Source organism: Roseomonas rosulenta (genome assembly GCF_016106005.1).
In the GTDB taxonomy this organism is placed as follows: domain Bacteria; phylum Pseudomonadota; class Alphaproteobacteria; order Acetobacterales; family Acetobacteraceae; genus Neoroseomonas; species Neoroseomonas rosulenta.
On sequence record NZ_JACADR010000004.1, the window covers coordinates 17,460 to 34,436 of the forward strand.

The window sequence follows — 16,977 nt, forward strand, 5'->3', positions numbered from 1 at the left end:
GTTCAACGGTTCCGCGCGCCGCGCGCGATCGAGCGGGACAGTTCCGCCAGCACCTGGCCGCGGCTCTGCCGGAAGGAGCCGGCGTCGGGGGTCTGGATGGTGATGTTCTGCACCACTGGACGCGGCCGATCGGCGACGGCAGCGCCAACCGCAGCCTGCTGGCGCTGCGTCAGCACCCGCTCGCCGAGTTCCAGGATGGCGGGGAACTCTGTTCGCGTGAGAAAGCCGCCACCCTGGTGAAAGCGCGGTGCACCATGGAACAAGGTCAGCGGAACGACGCGGTGCTGCCGCACCGGCTCGCCCACCAGGCCGCCCTCGTGCAGCAGCGGCGCCGCGGCAGTGACCAGGCCGGCGGCGCCCTCGAGACCCTTGGCCAGGCCGACGCCGGCAACTTCAGCACCACCGCCGCCCAAGCCGATCAGGTTCAGCACGCCGCCGAGGCCGCCACCACTGCCTCCCGCGCCTCCGCCGAATGCCGTCGAGGCCAGACGCCCCAACGCATCCTCCAGCGGCTTGAGCAGCAGGGCGCGGGTGCCGAGGTCGAGCAGCGCGCGTTCCATATCGCGCAGCACGTCACTGGCGCGCCGGCCCTCGAAGGCGACCGCGCGGAAACCGGAGACGAGCACGCCCGCGGTCTCACGGCCGTACCCCTCGATCTCCTTGAGCACGCGGACATCGTCCTGGGCACGGGCGAGGTCGACAGCATTGGCGATGTACTGCCGCCCGGTGTCCGTCTCGGAGGAACCCGGCGACCGACGCTCGAGTTCGGCGCGGGCCCGGATGGCAGCGAGGGCCTCTCCCCGCTCACGCTCCCCCAGACCGATGGTGCCGCTCTCTGCGCGCACCAGGTCGATCTGCCGGCGCTGCTCCTCCAGCGAGGCGGCGGTGACGCGGTCGGCCTGGGCGCGGGCGAGACGCAGATAGCGCTCGGTGAGTTCGGCAACGGCCGCCGCCTCCTGCTCCGTGCCGGCGAGCCCGGCGCGGCGAACGTCCTCCAGGGCCTTGGCTCGCGCCTCGGCCTCCTGCATCGCTCCGGCGCCGCGACCCAGCGCCTCATTGAGCCGCCCCTCGGCCGCTATCTGGCGATCGACGTTGGCGGTCAGATCCCGGTACTGGCCCGTCGCGCGCGCCAGTACCGCCTCGCGCACGGCGGCGCGCTCCTCGGCGGTGGGGTCGCGCCCCTGGGCCCGAGCGGCCTCCTCGAGGCCCTGCATCGCCTGCGCGAGCTCGCGCGCGGCGCCCTCGCTGGTGGTGGCGATCCGCGCCGCCTCGCGCTGGCCGCGGATGAACTGCTCGATCGGCCGTTCCGTGCCGGTGATGCGGGCGCGGATCTGCTCGATGGCGTCGCCGAACTCGCGGTACTCGGCGCTGTCCGGCGCGGCCTGGCGCTGCGCCCGCTGGAAACGCTCCAGATCCCGCGTTAGCTCGGCGACATCACCGGTCGGCGTGCCACGGCGGCGGACCTCGGACAGCGCGCTGTCATAGAAGCGCTGCTCCGGCGTCGGCGTGGGTGGTCCGGAGACCGGCGCCGGCTGCGGGTTGGTAGCGGCAGCAGCTGGGGGAGAGAGAGTCGCGGGGACCGGCTGGACCGGGCCGGCAATGCCCGAACCGGAATAGCCACTCCGGATGCCGCGGACATAGCGCGCCGTCTCGTTCGGCAGCTCCGCCTGGCCGCCGAGCACGCGGTCCACCCGCCCCGGGCCGGCATTGTAGTCGGCGAGCGCCAGGGCGACGTCGCCGCGGGTCTGCAGGCGCTCCCGGAGGTAGAGCGCGCCGGCCAGCATGTTGGCCCGGGGATCGTCGATGCCGCCCTGGATGCCGTAGCGCCTGGCCAGCTCGTCGAAGGTCCCGGGCATGACCTGCATCGGGCCGCGCGCGCCCGCCGTGCTGGTGCGCCAGCTGCCGTCCGGGTTGCGCACGCCCTCGGCGCGCTGCACCCGCTCCAGCAGGGCACGGTCGACGCCGGAGACCCGCGCGGCCTCCTCCAGCAGGCCGGCAATGTCGGCGGCCGGTGCCGGCCGGGCGGTCTGCGCGCTTGGCGTCGAGGGGCCGAGCATCTGCTGCAGCCGCAGGCCGAGGGCGACCGGTGCCCCGCCGGGCAGCGCCTGCAGCACGGCGAGACCACCCTGCTCCACAAGAAAACGCGAGTTCCGCTCCGACCGCGCCAGCCAGTCGATGAACGGTCCGCCGGCCCGCGTCAGCCCGTCGGTGATCCGGTTCCACAGACCCTCGAGCGATTTCTCGACGTTGTTGATCGCCCGCTCGAAGGCGGTGCCGCCATTGGTCGCGCCCTGCACCACGCTGGTCAGGCGGGCGATCACCTGCGCCGCGGCGCCACTGGCATCACCGGCGCGGACCATGAGCTCGATGTGGCGGCGGAACTGCTCATCGAAGCCGCGCACGCCCTGCTCGGCTAGCTCGCGCGCCACCTCCTCCGGCCGACGCAGAGCCCGCGCCACCCGCTCGGCCGCGGCGGAGAGGTCCTTGTCGAGGGTGCGGGAGAGGTCGAGGGCGAGCGCGACGTAGCGCTCCAGGTTCTCCCGATCCTCCGGCCGCACGACCTGGGCGATACGGGCCTGCGCGGTGCGCACCTCGCTGCGGCCCGCGCCCGGTGTCAGCAGGCTCTGCTCGCGGGCGCGGCGCTCCAGGCTGCGCGCCAGGCTCTCGTAATCGGCGGCATAGCCGCGCAGCTCATTGCGCAGCCGGGCGACGCGGCGCTCGGTGCCCTCGTAAGCCGCGAAGGTGCCGATCAGCGCCCCGCCGACGGCAAGCACGCCGACCCGGACGGGGGTGAACAGCCCGCCGATGGCGCGGAAGGTGTTGCCCACCCCGCCCATGGCCTGGGTGATCTGGCCACCCTGCTGGGTCAGCACCTGGAAGGCGCTCATCCCACCGAGCAGCGAGGTCACCATGTCGTTGATCTGCGGCGCCAGCTGCTGCGCCTGCCGCGCCGTCACCCCGAAAGCGTTGGCGGTCTGGTTGGTCGCGGTGGTGACCGCCTGGTGGCGCTGCTGCAGCGGCACCAACAGCCGGGCATGGTCGTCGAGGCTGATCAGGCCGAGTTTCAGCGCGCGGTCGAGCTTGGCCTCGGCATCGACCAGCTCGACCGTGGCTTTGACCGCGGGATTGGTGCGCTGGGCCAGCTGTGCCACCTGGCGCGCCGTCTGGTCCATCCCGCGGGTGATGCGGTCCTGCGTCCCCGCGACCTTGTCGCCGGAGGCACGCAGGCGCTCATTGGCGCCCTCGACCTGCCGCGCGCCAGCGACATAGCCGGAGGCGTCGAGCGAGGAGCGGATGATCGACAGCAGCTCGACGCCGCCCATGGTGCCGCTCATGGATCGTCGTCCTCCAGCTCGACATCACGGGGGCGGGTCGCGGCCAGGCGCGCCGCCTCGACCGCGCGGCGCTCGCCATCGAGCGCCAGCACGGCGACGATCTCGGCCGGGTGCAGCGGCACCCGCATGGTGCGGCACCAGGCCTCGACGTCGCGGTGCTGGATCGGTTGCGGGATGCCGGCGTCGCTGTGTTGGCGCTGCGCGTCCAATTCACCGAAGGCGCGCCACACCGCGTCGGAGCCGGCCGGACGTGGCGGCCCCATCAACCCGGCCGGGATGCGGCCCGTCTGCCGCTGCGCCGCCAAGAGATGCTGGCGGCGCGTGCCGCCGTCCTTGAGTCGCTGGCTCAGCCAGAAGGCGTGCCGGCCATAGGCGCGGAGGGCGTCGAGCCAGCCAAAGGGAAGAAGTTGCCGCTGACGTTGAGGAAGGCGATCGCGGCGTTGCGCAGCCAGCGCAGTCCGGTGGCGTTGTAGGCACCGGTGGCGAGATCGAAGCTGCAGGGCGCGGCGATGGCGCGGCCATCCAGCCCGACCAGATGCCAGGCCTTGGTCAGACGCGCCAGCATCTGGCCCATATCCTCCCATTCCTCCTCGGCGGTGAATTCGCGGCCGAGCTTGCGCTGCGCGTTGTCGCGGGCGAGGCGATGCGCCTGCGCCTGTTCGCTCTCCCAGGAATAGAGCTCGATCCAGCCCTGCTCGCCGGCCTCGTCGGTGAGGGGCGCGCGCGTCACGGGGTGGACAAGCAGCAGCTTAGCGCTGCGATCGGTCGGCAGCGCCAGGGTGTCGAAGATGGCAGGCATCGGGTCCTTCCTCCGAAGTACATGGACACTTCTTCGAAAAACTCTGCAGCCGCTTCTGATAGCGTTCGGCCGGGCGCAGGTTGGACACACCCATCGAGACCCGATGGCGGTTCGCTCCTACGCTCGGTGCAAAGCCGAAACTCTGCAGCGGAGAGACGGCCATGGAATTTGACGACATCGTCGTCGGCGCGGGCTCATCAGGCGCGGTGCTAGCTGCGCGGCTTTCGGAAGACGCGCGACGCAAGGTTCTGCTGGTTGAGGCGGGGCCTCACTACGAAGACCTCCAGACGATGCCGAAGAGCCTGCTCAATGGGCGGCAAATGGCCTGGGATCACGATTGGGGCTACGCGGCCGAGATGGTTCCCGGACGGCTGGCCGCCTACCACCGTGGCAAGGTGACTGGCGGCTCGTCGAGCGTGAATGCCTGCCTCGCGTTGCGCGGCTCTCCGGCCGACTACGATGAGTGGGCGGGGCTAGGAAATCCCGACTGGACCTGGAGGGACGTGCTGCCCGCCTTTGTGCGCCTCGAGAAAGACGTAGACGCATCGGGTGACCATCATGGCAGAAGCGGTCCCACACCGATCCGGCGTTGCGCCGAAGCAGACTTGGCCCCCGCCCAAAAGTTATTCCTCGACGCCTGCTGCTATCTCGGCCACCCGAAGGTGCACGACCACAACCACCCCGAGGCAACGGGGGTCGGGCCTGTTCCGTCGAACCTTGGGCCGAATGCCGTCCGGTTCTCCAGCGCGATGGCATATCTGCATCCGGCGCAAGAACGTGCGAACCTGACGATCCGCGCAGACTGCCTCGCATGCCGTGTGCTGTTCGACGGCACGCGAGCTATTGGCATCGAGATCGAGGCGGAAGGACGCGTGCAGCAGATCCTCGGTCAACGCGTGACGCTCTGTGCCGGCGCGATCGGGTCACCGGCGATTCTGATGCGATCCGGCCTCGGGCATTCGGAAGAGCTTCGTGCCATCGGCATTGAGCCCCGGATTCATCTGCCCGGGGTTGGCCGCAACTTGATCGATCACGCTTGCATAAGGGTGAAATGGAACTCGCCTGTTGGCATGGTCGACGTGGCGGCCGCGCACCTGCAGGTGCTCCTCACACATACTGCGCCAGGCTCGAGTGTTCGCAACGATATGCAGGCGTTCTTGTTCCAATGGCCAATCCAGCCATCGCTATGGCTGCAGACAAGCCTAATGAAGCCGCTGTCACGGGGTACAATCAGGCTGCGGTCAAATAGGGCTACCGATTGCCCCGACATCCGGCTCAACCTAGCCACGGACGCTGAGGACGTACGGCGGCTGAGCGAAGGCCTCCGGATGCTCGGAAAGCTCGTCCAGTCTCCGCAGATGAAAGTGCTTGGTGCCGATGTCTGCTCCTTCGACGACGGCCAGTCGATGCCGGCGGAGCGATTCCTGGCCCTGCTTCGGGATGACGATTGGACGGCTGCGCAGGTCGTGCGAGCAGTCACCCACTATGTTCACCCGGTCGGCACCGCCCGGATGGGCCCCACTCACGATCCTGGTGCCGTGGTTGACCAGCATGGGCGGTTACACGGCGCCATAGGCCTTCGCGTGGCAGATGCGTCCATCATGCCGACGATACCACGCGCGAACACCCATTTGACTTGCCTCATGATCGCTGAGCGCGTTGCTGAATGGATGCGCGCAGAGGTCACATAGGAGCGACCCGGACAACCACACGCTGGTTTGAGGCCTCACACCGCCGCGGTGTCCGTGCAGCGCAGGGTGGTGCCGGTCATGCCGGGCGCGCTGCCGAAGTATTCCAGTGCCTGGAACGGCACGTTCATGGTCTGCGAGCCCTCGCCCTGCACGTTCTCCTCGTCGCCGTTCAGCTTGAGCCGCGGCAGGTGGAAGGCCACCGCGTCCGCCGCGGCGCCGCCGGCGGTCAGCATGAACAGCAGCTCGACCTCGAGCTCCTCCTCGAAGGCGGCGCTGATCGCATCGGTGTCGTCCACCAGCGCTGTGAAGTCGCCGGTGACGTCGGCGGTGCCGAGCAGCACATCCGGCGGGAAGGCCTGGCCGAGCACCGCCGGCGCGTCCGCCGCCATGGCGAGGTTCAGGTTCAGTCCGGTGACGGTGCCGACGGTGCTGCCGGCGATGCGCAGGATGCCGTTGAGGCTGTTGCAGACCTCGGTGGTGGTCGCCGCGGCCGGCGAGGTGAAATAGGGCGCCGCCGCGCCTGTCAGCGTCCGGCGGTTCCGCCCCGTGACGTTGATCCCGAAGGTGCTGTTGCCCTCCGCCGGCACGGCCAGGCGGTACCCGGTGACGCGGAGCTCGGTGTAGAGCCGGGCGCGGTCGAGATCCTCGTGGTAGCGCTCGATCGCCAGTTTGCGGCGGACGTGGCCGCTGGCCGGGATGATCGAGGACTTCCCCGGCGTGGTCAGAGTGAACGCGGTATCCGCTGCCATGGTGGTGGGCGCAGGAAACACGCTCACCTCGCGATTGGAAGTCCCCCCGAAGCCAGTGACCAGGAAGCGGACGCCGTTGTTGCCGGCCGCGGAAAGGCTGGCGAACTGGATGATCGCCCCCTTGCGCAGGCCGAGCGCGACGGGATCGCCGCCACCGAAGGTGAGCTTCGAGGTGGCGGCGTCAGCGGCGACGCCGGTCAGCTGCACCTCGGTCAGGCCGGATGGCAGGATCGGCGCGGCGGTGTCGCGATGCGCCGCCTCGATGAAGTCGAAGTAGCTGCCCGGCGAGAACTCGCCATCCAGCGGCCCCTCGACCCGGCGGGAGGTGTGGCGCGCGCTCCGCACCTGCCGCGAGGGCAGGATCTCGGCCGAGCGGGTGGCGTTCTTGCGCAGGTTCAGCCCCGCGCTGACGCGGCGGAGGATACGGCCGCCGGTGGACCCCGGCGCGGTGGCGATGTCCGCCTCCGCGTTCGTGATCATGGTGCCGTCCGCGTAGAATTTGTACGCGAAGCGGGCCGCGCTGCCTTCGGCGAGGGGCATGGGAACTCTCCGATGGGAAAGAGGGACGCGGCCGGATCAGCCGCGGAAGCGATAGACGAAGACGGCGATGCCGCTGCGCACCCACCAGGCGCCGTCGGCGGAGGCGCCGGGCATCTCGATCACCGAGGTGCCGAGGAAGGAGAGCGGCCCGTCGCGGCGGCTGCGGAACACCGCAAGCGCCTGGTCGAGCAAGGCAAGCTGCGTCGTCTCGCCGAGGCCTCGTGCGGCCATCACCCGAATCACCACGGAGCCGTGCAGCTCCTTCTCGTGCGCGCCCCGGCCACCACCGAAGGCGACCAGCCGCTCGCTGCTGTGCTCGACGGCAAGGTGAAGCCAGTGCGCCGTTGTGGCGCGGGAGGGGACGGCATCACTGCCGTTGTGATGCCACAGCACCGGCACGCCGGCGGGCGCCGGCCAGCCACCCGCCCAGGCCGCAGCGATGGCAGCGATGCTGTCGGCGTAGGGCGAGGCGGTCACGAGCGGGTGGCCCGCAGCGGGCGGATGACGATCGCCGGGTAGCGGACCTGGCTCTCGACGTCCCGGCTGCCTGGGACGCGGCGCGGCGAGCGCTCGGTGACAATCCCCCGGCTCCCGAAGCGCCGCCGCCGCGTTGCCTCGACGCTGAGCGCAAAGGCGTCTGGCACATCGACATAGGTGAAGCGCGGCTCCCAGCCGAGCGGGCGCATCACCGGACGCAAGGCAACCGCCGCCTGCTCGACGAAATGCATCGGCACCTGCAGCACGAAGGGGCCGCCACTGTCGCGCTTGCCGACCTCGAGGCGGCGGGCGTAGTCCGCCCGCACCACCACCACCGCCTCGGTGGCGCCGGCCGGAAAACGCGCCGTGCGCGGCACCGCGGTGTCATCGACGAAGGTGGTGATGCTGGCTTTCCAGCCGCCTTTGCGCTCGGGGCCGTTCTCCTCGAGGTAGGTGACGGTGCGGATCACCGCCTCGGTCAGGTAGTGCCAGGCGATCAGGATCACGCCGTCAGGGCGAACCTGCTCCGGTGCGGCGCCGACCCGGCCGTCCACCGTGGTGGTGTGGTCCGGCACCACGCCGCCGGAGCGAGCGGCCTGCTGCCGTTCGACTTCGGCGATATGGACCCGCGCCATGGCAGCCAGTCGCCGGCTGGCCTCGGGCCCGGTCAGCCCGCGTGTGGCCACCTCGATCTCGCGGGTGAAGTTGCGGAACTGGCCGCGCGTGAAGGCCAACTCAGCCTCCCCGCACAACCAACGTCCAACCGATGCGCTCGCTGCCCTCCCACACCGGGGCGGCGAAGTTCACGGTGAAGCTCTCGCCGCCATCAAGCACCTCGTCCGGCTCGCGCGGTGGCCAGGGAAAGCTGGCGGCGACCAGATCGGCATGCAGGATCTCGAGGCGACGGTCGCCCTGCACAAGCGGTGGCGCGAGATCGTCGGGCGCGTAGTCGGCCGAGAAGCCGGTCACGATGGCGCTGGCATAGGTGCCGGGCGGCAAGACCATCCGCCGGAGCGTCATCGACCGCCCGCGCCGCGCAAGGGCACGGCGACGGGCATCGCGCAACGCGCCCATCAGAGATGGAACCGCCGGTAGCGTTCGAGGGCGGCCAGGCGATCCGCGGCGAGCGGCAGCGTGTCAGCGCGATGCTCGAAATAGCCGACCGTGCCGACACCCTCTGTCGTCTCGTTGCGGACAGCGGGATCGCGCCCCTGGCCGTGCCAGAGCTCGGCGAGCAGGTCGAGGCAGGCCCGCTCCAGCGCGGGCGGCGCCTCGTCCGGCAACGCGAAGCCAGCCAGGTACTCCACAACCACCAGCCGCCCGGTCCATGGCACGCGCATCCCCTCGCGCAACCGATAGAGCAGTACGCCGACCCGCTCATAGTCAGCGGCGGCCAGCGCGACGCCGTCCTCGGTGACGGCGGAGACGATCACCCCGATGTCACGCTGCAACACGATGACATCGACAGCGGCGGAAAGCCGATCGGTCTGCCGCAGCGTCTCCCGTCCGAAGCCACCGCGGTTGCACCACTGCGCGACCAGGTCCGACGCCTCGCGGATCAAATCCGCGATGCGAGCGTCCTGCACCGTGTCCGTGACGGCGAGTTCGCGCTTGGCGGTGGCCAGCGTCGTGAGGTCACTACTGCCGGCTGGAGTAAGGACTTCGAGCATGATGTCGGTTCCCCAGCGGCCCGAAACGCCTATGGTTTGAAGGGCTGCATCTCCGCTACGTTGGGATTGGACGGCGCGACCGGCGCCGCCCGCATCTCTATCCGCGGAAGAAGCTCCATGCGGGTGTTTGTCTTAGTTCTCTTGAGCCTGCCCCTGCTGGCGGCCGGCTGTTGCGAGCGAGTGACCTGCACGGTCCTTCCGCCCAGCGCATATAACAACGCCAACGGCGGTACCTGAGGTGCCTCTGGTACAGCAGGGCACCGAGGTGATTGCACAGGCCGGGAATCAAGTCCTCCGGTCAGCAGCGCGGCGCCGGCGCGCGGTCAGGGTGTCACTGCTCGGGGGCGCGGCGTTGGTGAGGGCATCCGCGGACGGGGGAAGCGCCGACGCGGCGACCGATAGGATCGGCTCGGCATACCCCTCCGAGATCAGCCCTGCCGCGGCACCGGCGCGCAGGCTGACCTCCTCGCCGGCGGCGACGGCGATCAGCCGTACGCCGTCCAGCGAGTAGGAGAACGCCCGCAGCGCCCGGATCCGCCGCTGCCCCTCCGGCGTCATGCTCACACCGGCGGGTTCGACGTCGGCGCGTTGCGCGGATGGCCGAGCAGTGCAATCGCGGAGAGAGAGATGTTCCCCGTGTTGTTCGCCGGCGTCAGCGTCAGCCGCACGTAGCGCGGGCCGCCGACATAGCCGATCTTTCGCGTCGCATTGTCGTCCGCGAAGGTCAGCCCGGCCTTGGCCTCGGTGCCGATCAGCTCCTTGTCCGCCACCGCGACGGCGCCGGCCATGTTGGCGGCATCGCTGGCCTCGACCAGCGCCGTGACCGTGACGTCGGCATCGGCCAGGCTGCCGGCGGCGATCAGGAAGGTCAGACTCTCATAGCCCTTGGTGTCGATGATCGCCGACACGAAGGGCGTGTTGTCGATCACCGCCGCGCCGGGAGCGATGGCCCGGACGGGGTGGATGTTGTTGCACAGGTCTCGGGTCGCCATGGAGGATCCCCTGTCGTTGGAATGGAAGGTCTCGGCGGGGTCCGGGGGGCGCCACGCCCCCCGGCGGAGCGCGAGGCGGAGCCTCGCTCTTGCTGTCGCCGTCAGTGGCCGCGGCGGACGCGCGTCACGCCGCCGCGCACTTCAGCTTGCGCATGGTCTCGGCCAGCACGACCGCCCCGCCCATGCGCCGGCGGAACAGGAAGCGCACATTGCCGCTGGTCGCCTGCGTGAAGGGATCGCGCAGCATGGTCATGGCGATGCGGTCGACGATGACATAGCCGCGGCGGAAGTCCCCGAAGGCGATCGGGAAGGCATCCGCCCCCTCGTTCGGCATGTCCGGGCACTCGACGTACGGCGCGCCGAGGATGGTGTTCGGCACCCCGTTCGCCAGCCCGGGCATCCAGACGTAGTTCTTGTCGGCGTCCTTCAGCTTGCGCACCGAGCCCAGCGTCACTCGGTTCAGGGTCCAGACCGCGTTGCGCGCATAGGCGGTCTTGAGGGCGTGGAATAGGGTGACCAGCCCGTTCCCCTGGCCCTCAGCATCGGAGATGGTCGCCGCCGAGCCGGAGGGCGTGAAGGCGATGTCCTGGTTGGTCAGGATGCCTTCGGCCTCGCCGACGCCGGAGCCGCCGACGAATTCCTGCCCCTCCTTGACCGCGAACTGCTCGACCGCCTCGGCGCGGATCTCGCTCTCGAGGTCGTAGGCACTGTCCTCCAGGTTGTGCTGCGAGATGTCGACCAGGGCGTAGACCTCGGGCGCGGTGATCTCGATCATCCCGTAAGCGAGGCCGGGGGTCTCGGTGCGGGTGCCCTGCTCGGAGACGCGCCGGGCGGCGAACTGGCCGGTGCGCTTCGGCAGCATGATCGACTTGCTGGACGTGCCGCGGACCCGCGCCAGGGAGCGGACCGGGCTCATCTCGGTCACACCCTTGATGATCTCGCGGACGTACTCCGAGGGGGCCAGGTACCCGCCGGTGGTGTCGTCGGCGATCGACATCGCCTTGTGCTCGGCCGCGACGTCCGACAGGGCCTTCTGCTGCTCGGCGGTGAGGTTCGGCACGCCGAGCGTGTGGGCGTTGATCACCGCCCGCGCCCAGGTGTTCACCCTCGCATTGAGCTCGGCCTGGCGGTCGCCCGAGCCCATGCCGGGGCGGTTCAGCCGGGTCTCGATCCGCTCCAGGGCCTCCTTCGAGCCCTCCGCCGCGTCGCGGCCGGCCTTGGCCTCGAGCTCGGCCTTGGTCAGGCGCTGGTTCAGCGTCTCGAACTGGTCGAGCGCCGTGTTTACCCGCTGGAGCTTCTCCTCCAGCACGACATCGACGGCGCCCTTCTTGCCGAATTCGGCGAGGCGGTTGTCGTTGGTCGCCTTGAATTCCTCGAAGGCACGGCCGAGGCCGTCGAGGGCCTCCTTCACATCGGTTTCCATGGGGTATCCCGTCAGGATTGGAGGATCTGCTGCAGCCGGCGGATGCCGGCGAGCACATCGGCCCTTCCGTCCTCATCCCGAGGGTCGGCACTGGCCTTGAAGCCGCGCGAGGCGATCGCCTTGGCGCGGTCACGCGAGAACCCTGCCTCCCGCAGGAAGTCCTCGAAGTCTCGGATGGTCTGGATCCCACCGGCGCGGGCCTTGAAGTCGGTCACCACCGCAGCCGGGTTTACGCCATGGCCACGGGGCGCCAGCGACACCTCGTCCAGCCAGATGGTTTTCAGGCGACGCAGCTCTGCGGCGCGGTCGACCTCGAACAGCATGGCGGTGTAGCCGATGGACAGGTCCATCGCGCCGTCACCGCGCAGGGTGCCGTAGGCCTTCTGGCCATCGGGGTGCTCGAGGTCGAGCTGGCCGGCGCAGTACAAGCCGCGCTCGTCCTCACGGAACTCCGACCAGGCGCCGATCGCCTTGCCGGGGTCGTGGAACCACAGCATGCGCGGGGCAGTGCCGCGGCGGGCGTGTTCGGCCAGCGTCTCGGCAAAGGCACCGGGCAGGATCACGTCACGATAGGTGTCGACCACGTCGAACACGGCGCCGTAGCCCTCGAAGGCACCGCTGTCGGCGGCGACGGACTTCACTTCGAAGCGGGCGCGGATGTCGCCACGATGCCGCATCACGGGGTCTCCAACTGGCCCAGAACCACGTCCAGCGCGTCGCGGGCGCCGCGGATGCGGGCCTCGTTCGCCGCCGACAGGATCCGGCCAATCCTCTGTTCCAAGGCGGGATCCTCCGCGCCGATGACGCGCGCGACGGCGGCGATGGCCGCCGCCTTGCCCTCCGCGTCGGGAGGGGATGCCGGCGCCACCGGAGGCGCCTGCTTCGCCGCGAGGGCCGCCTCTGCTTCTGCCTGCGTCGCCAGGTTCAGCGGTCGCAGCGGCTCGTCGAGGCCGGGGATCGGATTCAGGTCCTCGAGGCCGCGGGCCTCATTGCGCGTCAGCACGCCGAGGGTGATCAGCGCGCTGTAGAAGTCAGAGCGGGTGCGGGCATCGCCGCGCATCAGCGCCTGCAGGGAGAACTTCGCGTAGAGCCGGCGCTGCCGTTCCTCCCGCGTCATCAGGTCGACGCGGATCCGCTCCTCGAAGCGCCGGGTCCAGCGGCCGAGCGAGTAGACGACATTGGCGATGAAGAACTGCTCGGCCGAGGCGTAGGTGCTGGCCTTGTCGGAATGCCCGACCATGGCCGGGTAGACCCCGAAGGCGCGGCAGATCTCCTCGATCTGGAACCGCCGGGTCTCGATATGCTGGGCATCGACGCCGGTCATGCCCATCGGTTCCCATTTCAGGCCGGAGGACAGCACCGCGGTGCGCATGGCGTTGGACAATCCGCCCTGGGTCTGCTGCCAGGCGGCGCGGAGTTCATCGACCTGCTCCCGGGTCAGCCGCTGCTCGGTGGTGAGGATGCCGCCCGGGCGAGCGCCATTGGCGTGCAGCCGCGCGTGCGCCTCCTCGGTGGCCAGCGCCAGGCCGATCGCCTCGCGGGCCAGCTTGGTGGCGTCGAGGCCGGAGTACGCGTTCCACGACGGCGCGCGCAAATGGAAGACCTGCTCGCGGCCGACCGTCAGGCTGCGGCCGTCGGCGAGGACCAGATGATAGACGAGGTCGTAGCCTTGGCGCTGCTCGATCGAGACGGTGCCGGGCACCAGCGGGATCAGCTCGCGGATCGGACCGCGCGGGTTCGGGCGGTTGATGAAGGAGATGCCGTCGCCGCAGAGCACGGCGTGCATCAGCGTCGTCTCGATCCACTCGGGCCAGGTCTGCCATTCATTCGGCTGGCCGGCGAAGAAGTCCCACAGCGGTTCGTCCACCGCGACGTCGCGTCCGCCGCCATCGCGCGGGCGGTAGATGTCGAGCGGGAGCATGGCGACGCCGCAGGCGATGGCCTGCACGCAAGCGAGTGCAGTGGTGCACTCCAGCGCGGAGGTCGCGTTCACCGTGGCGCCAGATTTCGCGGGCGGGCGCAGCGCGTCCCAGAAGCCCGGCGCGAAGGTCACAGCTTTCCGTTCCCGCCATAGGCGGGCGAGGCTGCCGATCAGACCAGGCATCAGGCGTGCGCGCGTGCGCCGACGACGCCGGATCGATGCCGGCGAAGGTCTCGTGCCATGCGGCGCCTCATCGACAGGGGTACAGAGGAGTCAGGCAGTTGATGGCGGCCGCTGACGATCCGTGGCGGACATCTGAGTTCTTTCATCTCGTATTGCCGGCATGGCACATTACAGAATGGCCACCATCGGGGATCTGACCGGTCTCGTCCCCTCGGGCGCCGCGCTGGCGTGGCTCTTGGCCGCGTCCTTCGCAGCGGGGTTGGCGCGCGGCTTCTCAGGCTTCGGCCAGGCCCTCATCTTCGTGCCGGTCGCCGCGGTGGCGATGAGCCCGCGGGTGGCGGCGCCGCTCATGTGGGCGTTGGAAGCCTATGCGATGGTCAAGCTCACGCCGCCGGCTTGGCGGCAGGGCGACCGGGTGGAAGCCGGCTGGCTGGGGCTCGGTGTCCTGCTCGGCACACCCGTTGGGGCGCTCGCGCTCGTCTCCTTCGATGCGCTGACCCTGCGGTGGCTCGTGGCGCTGTCCATTCTGGCCATGCTGGTGCTGCTGATCTCGGGATGGCGCTTCCGAGGCCCGCGCCGACCGGCACTGACCGCGGGCGTGGGCGCGGCTGGCGGCGTGTTTAGCGGAATCGCCATGGCGCCAGGCCCTCCGGTCATCGCCTATCTGCTCGGGCGTGACGGAGATGCGCGGCAGGCCCGCGCCACCTTCGCGCTGTTCCTCGCCGTGAACTGGATCGTTGTCGCGGTAGCATTTGCTGCAGCAGGTCTGCTGGACCACACGCTGCTCGTTCCTTTGGCTGTGACCGTACCGGCCTATGCCGCGGGGATCTGGGGCGGCCTTCGCATGTTCGGGTTGGCGGACGAGAAGGTCTTCCGGCACGCCTGCTACGCGATGATCGGACTGGCCGCGATCATCGGTCTGCCGGTGTGGGATAGCGTGCTGAGATAGTCCGTCCGGACAGCCGCGCCGCGCCAAGCGAGCTACCCGCCGACGGCGGAAGCACCAGCCCGCCTGCGGCTAGATGACAAAGACCGCCGGCGCCGACCGCGCCTCCGGGTTCCGCGACATCAGCTCCGCCGCATTGAAGGCGGCGACCAGCGGGTCGATCTTCGCCTTGCCCGCCGCCTGCTTGGTGATGGTGATCGCGTTGCCGCGCGGCTCGACCCGCGCATTGCCGACGCACCACGCCATCAGCGCCTGGCCGGGATGCCACAGCGTGCCGTCCGCCAGTTTGCGTTCCAGCGTCTTGATCGCCCCGCTGATCCGCCAGCCCTGCGGGATGCCGACCACACGATCGCCAGTGATGTGCCGCTCTGCCAGCGCATCGACGATGCCACCGATGCCGACCGGATCGAGCCCCACGGCGTGCAGCAGGCCGGCACGGTCGATGTCGGCGACCAGGTCCGCGACCTCCTCCACATCCTCGCCGAGGCGCCCAACGATGCGCAGGTCGCCGTCGCGGGCGAAGTCCTGCATTCGGGCAGCCTCCGACTTCCGCCGCTCCAGCACGATCGGATGCGCCCAGGCGCGCGACCACAGCAGCCAGTCCCGCGTGAGGGCGTCGCGGCCGATGACCGAGAGGCCGAGCAGGTCGTCGAGCCCGCCGCCATCGATGCCGACGGTGACCACTTCCGCGCGGCGGAGCAACTGATCCAGCGTCAGGTCGGGATCCGCCTGCGGCTCCCAATGCTCCGCCCCGGCCCAGGTGTCCGACAGCAGTGCCAGGCCAATCTCGACATTGAGGTGCTGTGACGCCCAGCGGCGCAGCTCCTCCTCCCCCGCCTCGACCGCCGCGTGGTAGTCCGGGATCAGCCGCTGGACCGTGATGGACCGCCCGTCATTCGGCGTGACCATCTTCCAGTTGGCCGGGTCCCGCCATTCGATCTCCGGCGGGAACTCGTAGAGCACCGGCAGGATCGGCGCCTGCAGGATACCGTCCCGGACCTTCCTGGCCTTCATCAGCTCGGCGCGGAAAACGCCCGCGGGCGGGCGCTCCGACTGGGTGGTGATGGTGATCAGGAACCCCTCGGGCTGCGAGATCAGTCCGCCACGGATCTGGCCGATCACCCGGTCGGCGTCCGGCGCCTCGGCGATGACGTGCAGCTCGTCGAGCAGGATTCCCGCCGGCTTGGTGCCGGTGACAATCTTCGGGTCGAAGGACTTCACCTTGAGGAAGGCATTGGTCGGCCGGTAGGTGATGCGCTTGAGGTGTTCCTGCACGTGGAACTTCGCCGCCAGCACCGGATCGGCCTCGATCATCCCGACTGCCTGGCGGTAGGCGAGGTCGGAGACATCCTGCGTCGGCGCCACGATGATGAATTCCGCCCGCGGGCGCCGGTTCATCAGCAGGGCGGTGACCATGATCGCCGCCCCGGCGGTGGTCTTGGCGTTCTTCTTGGGGACGAGGGCGAAGATCTCGCGGATGTGCCGCTCGGTGCCATCCCAGGAGCCGAACAGCGCGCGGACGATGTCGCGCTGCCAATCGCCACCCGCGGTGGATAGCGGCGGCCGGCCCGGCACATCCGGCAACCGCAGCCGATTGAAGATGGTGACCGCCCGCTCGGCCTCGCCCTTGAGCAGGGGCAGGTCAGGCACGAGCGTCCTGCCGGCCTGGATGCGGGTGATCCAGTCCGGGCAGGCCAGCGACCAAGCCGTCACTGCAGCCGGGTGCTCGCCGGTTCGAGCAGGCTCTCCCAGGAGGTGCCGCGCTCGGCGGTCTCCGCCTCGAGGGCGCGCTGCTCCTTCTTGCCGAGATCGTCCGTGGCAGGGCGCTCGCGCCAGCCGGCGCGACACTTCAGCCAGAAGATCGCCGCCACCACCGCCTCGCGGCCGTCGCCGGTGGCCTTCTTGAACAGGGAGGCGGCGACTTTGGCATTGGCCTCGACATGGCCGACCTCGAGCTCGGTCCAGAAGTGCTTGCGCAGCGTCTTCGGGTCGATGCCGATCACCTTGGCGACGTCGTAGTCCGGGATGCCGAAGGCGGACATCGTCTTGACGGTGGCGCGGTCCTTCTCGGTGGGGGTGTAGGCCGGGCGGCCGGGCTTGCGGGGCATGGGGTGCAGCGCCGCGATGCGCGGCTCCCTGATGCGCGACGCTACGGCGTCACGAGATGATCGGATCGCGCTGAACTCAGCAACATCATGATCGGCAGATGCGCTTGGCTCGGGCGCGGCTCAGCGCGAATGGTCCGTCACGC

General features: G+C 69.9%; 17 protein-coding genes. 2 read left to right on the forward strand and 15 right to left on the reverse strand.

Annotated features, from left to right (window positions below; genetic code table 11):
- Positions 1–2 precede the first annotated feature (2 nt).
- The 3 genes from HW578_RS01505 to HW578_RS01515 are packed head-to-tail and all read right to left on the reverse strand — an operon-like array spanning position 3 to position 4,134.
- On the reverse strand, positions 3–3,323 hold the full coding sequence (locus HW578_RS01505) for a phage tail length tape measure family protein (RefSeq protein ID WP_198368757.1): 3,321 nt from the start codon (positions 3,321–3,323) through the stop codon (positions 3–5).
- An 8-nt stretch (positions 3,324–3,331) separates the two neighbouring features.
- Positions 3,332–3,640 carry a phage tail assembly chaperone gene (locus tag HW578_RS01510; protein WP_198368758.1) on the reverse strand — a complete coding sequence of 103 codons (309 nt, stop codon included), beginning with the start codon at positions 3,638–3,640 and terminating at the stop codon, positions 3,332–3,334.
- 41 nt (positions 3,641–3,681) lie between these two features.
- On the reverse strand, positions 3,682–4,134 hold the full coding sequence (locus tag HW578_RS01515; RefSeq protein ID WP_198368759.1) for a hypothetical protein: 453 nt from the start codon (positions 4,132–4,134) through the stop codon (positions 3,682–3,684).
- A 161-nt stretch (positions 4,135–4,295) separates the two neighbouring features.
- Between HW578_RS01515 and HW578_RS01520 the strand changes: the two genes are divergently transcribed.
- On the forward strand, positions 4,296–5,825 hold the full coding sequence (locus HW578_RS01520) for a GMC family oxidoreductase (protein ID WP_198368760.1): 1,530 nt from the start codon (positions 4,296–4,298) through the stop codon (positions 5,823–5,825).
- A 35-nt stretch (positions 5,826–5,860) separates the two neighbouring features.
- Here HW578_RS01520 and HW578_RS01525 read toward each other — a convergent pair whose 3' ends face one another.
- The 10 genes from HW578_RS01525 to HW578_RS01570 all read right to left on the reverse strand — a co-directional run bounded on the left by HW578_RS01525 (position 5,861) and on the right by HW578_RS01570 (position 13,729).
- Positions 5,861–7,114, reverse strand: coding sequence for a phage tail tube protein (locus HW578_RS01525; RefSeq protein WP_198368761.1), 1,254 nt, complete (start codon positions 7,112–7,114; stop codon positions 5,861–5,863).
- Between the two features lie 36 nt (positions 7,115–7,150).
- Positions 7,151–7,591 (reverse strand): hypothetical protein, encoded by a 441-nt coding sequence (locus HW578_RS01530; RefSeq protein ID WP_198368762.1) that lies wholly within the window; start codon positions 7,589–7,591, stop codon positions 7,151–7,153.
- Entirely contained in the window at positions 7,588–8,325 is a 738-nt protein-coding gene (locus HW578_RS01535; protein WP_198368763.1) for a hypothetical protein, read from the reverse strand. Before HW578_RS01535 ends, HW578_RS01530 begins: the two co-directional genes overlap by 4 nt.
- Position 8,326: 1 nt before the next feature.
- Positions 8,327–8,596 carry a hypothetical protein gene (locus tag HW578_RS01540; protein ID WP_198368764.1) on the reverse strand — a complete coding sequence of 90 codons (270 nt, stop codon included), beginning with the start codon at positions 8,594–8,596 and terminating at the stop codon, positions 8,327–8,329.
- Between the two features lie 68 nt (positions 8,597–8,664).
- Positions 8,665–9,261, reverse strand: a complete 597-nt coding sequence (locus HW578_RS01545; RefSeq protein ID WP_198368765.1) for a hypothetical protein — start codon at positions 9,259–9,261, stop codon at positions 8,665–8,667.
- A 285-nt stretch (positions 9,262–9,546) separates the two neighbouring features.
- Positions 9,547–9,825 (reverse strand): hypothetical protein, encoded by a 279-nt coding sequence (locus tag HW578_RS01550; RefSeq protein ID WP_198368766.1) that lies wholly within the window; start codon positions 9,823–9,825, stop codon positions 9,547–9,549.
- Positions 9,822–10,253: a hypothetical protein gene (locus HW578_RS01555; protein ID WP_198368767.1), complete on the reverse strand. Its 432-nt coding sequence runs from the start codon at positions 10,251–10,253 to the stop codon at positions 9,822–9,824. Before HW578_RS01555 ends, HW578_RS01550 begins: the two co-directional genes overlap by 4 nt.
- A 124-nt stretch (positions 10,254–10,377) precedes the next feature.
- Complete coding sequence (locus HW578_RS01560) at positions 10,378–11,676, reverse strand: phage major capsid protein (RefSeq protein WP_198368768.1); 1,299 nt, start codon at positions 11,674–11,676, stop codon at positions 10,378–10,380.
- An 11-nt stretch (positions 11,677–11,687) separates the two neighbouring features.
- A complete protein-coding gene (locus HW578_RS01565; RefSeq protein WP_198368769.1) occupies positions 11,688–12,353 on the reverse strand; it encodes an HK97 family phage prohead protease in 666 nt (221 codons plus the stop codon).
- Complete coding sequence (locus tag HW578_RS01570; RefSeq protein WP_198368770.1) at positions 12,353–13,729, reverse strand: phage portal protein; 1,377 nt, start codon at positions 13,727–13,729, stop codon at positions 12,353–12,355. The genes HW578_RS01565 and HW578_RS01570 overlap by 1 nt, the downstream gene beginning before the upstream one ends.
- A 226-nt stretch (positions 13,730–13,955) precedes the next feature.
- Between HW578_RS01570 and HW578_RS01575 the strand changes: the two genes are divergently transcribed.
- Positions 13,956–14,729 carry a sulfite exporter TauE/SafE family protein gene (locus tag HW578_RS01575; protein ID WP_198368771.1) on the forward strand — a complete coding sequence of 258 codons (774 nt, stop codon included), beginning with the start codon at positions 13,956–13,958 and terminating at the stop codon, positions 14,727–14,729.
- A gap of 69 nt (positions 14,730–14,798) precedes the next feature.
- Here HW578_RS01575 and HW578_RS01580 read toward each other — a convergent pair whose 3' ends face one another.
- The gene (locus HW578_RS01580; protein WP_369407788.1) at positions 14,799–16,439 is read right to left on the reverse strand and encodes a terminase large subunit; all 1,641 of its coding nucleotides are present in this window, start codon (positions 16,437–16,439) and stop codon (positions 14,799–14,801) included.
- A complete protein-coding gene (locus HW578_RS01585; protein ID WP_198368772.1) occupies positions 16,436–16,834 on the reverse strand; it encodes a hypothetical protein in 399 nt (132 codons plus the stop codon). Before HW578_RS01585 ends, HW578_RS01580 begins: the two co-directional genes overlap by 4 nt.
- Positions 16,835–16,977 lie beyond the last annotated feature (143 nt).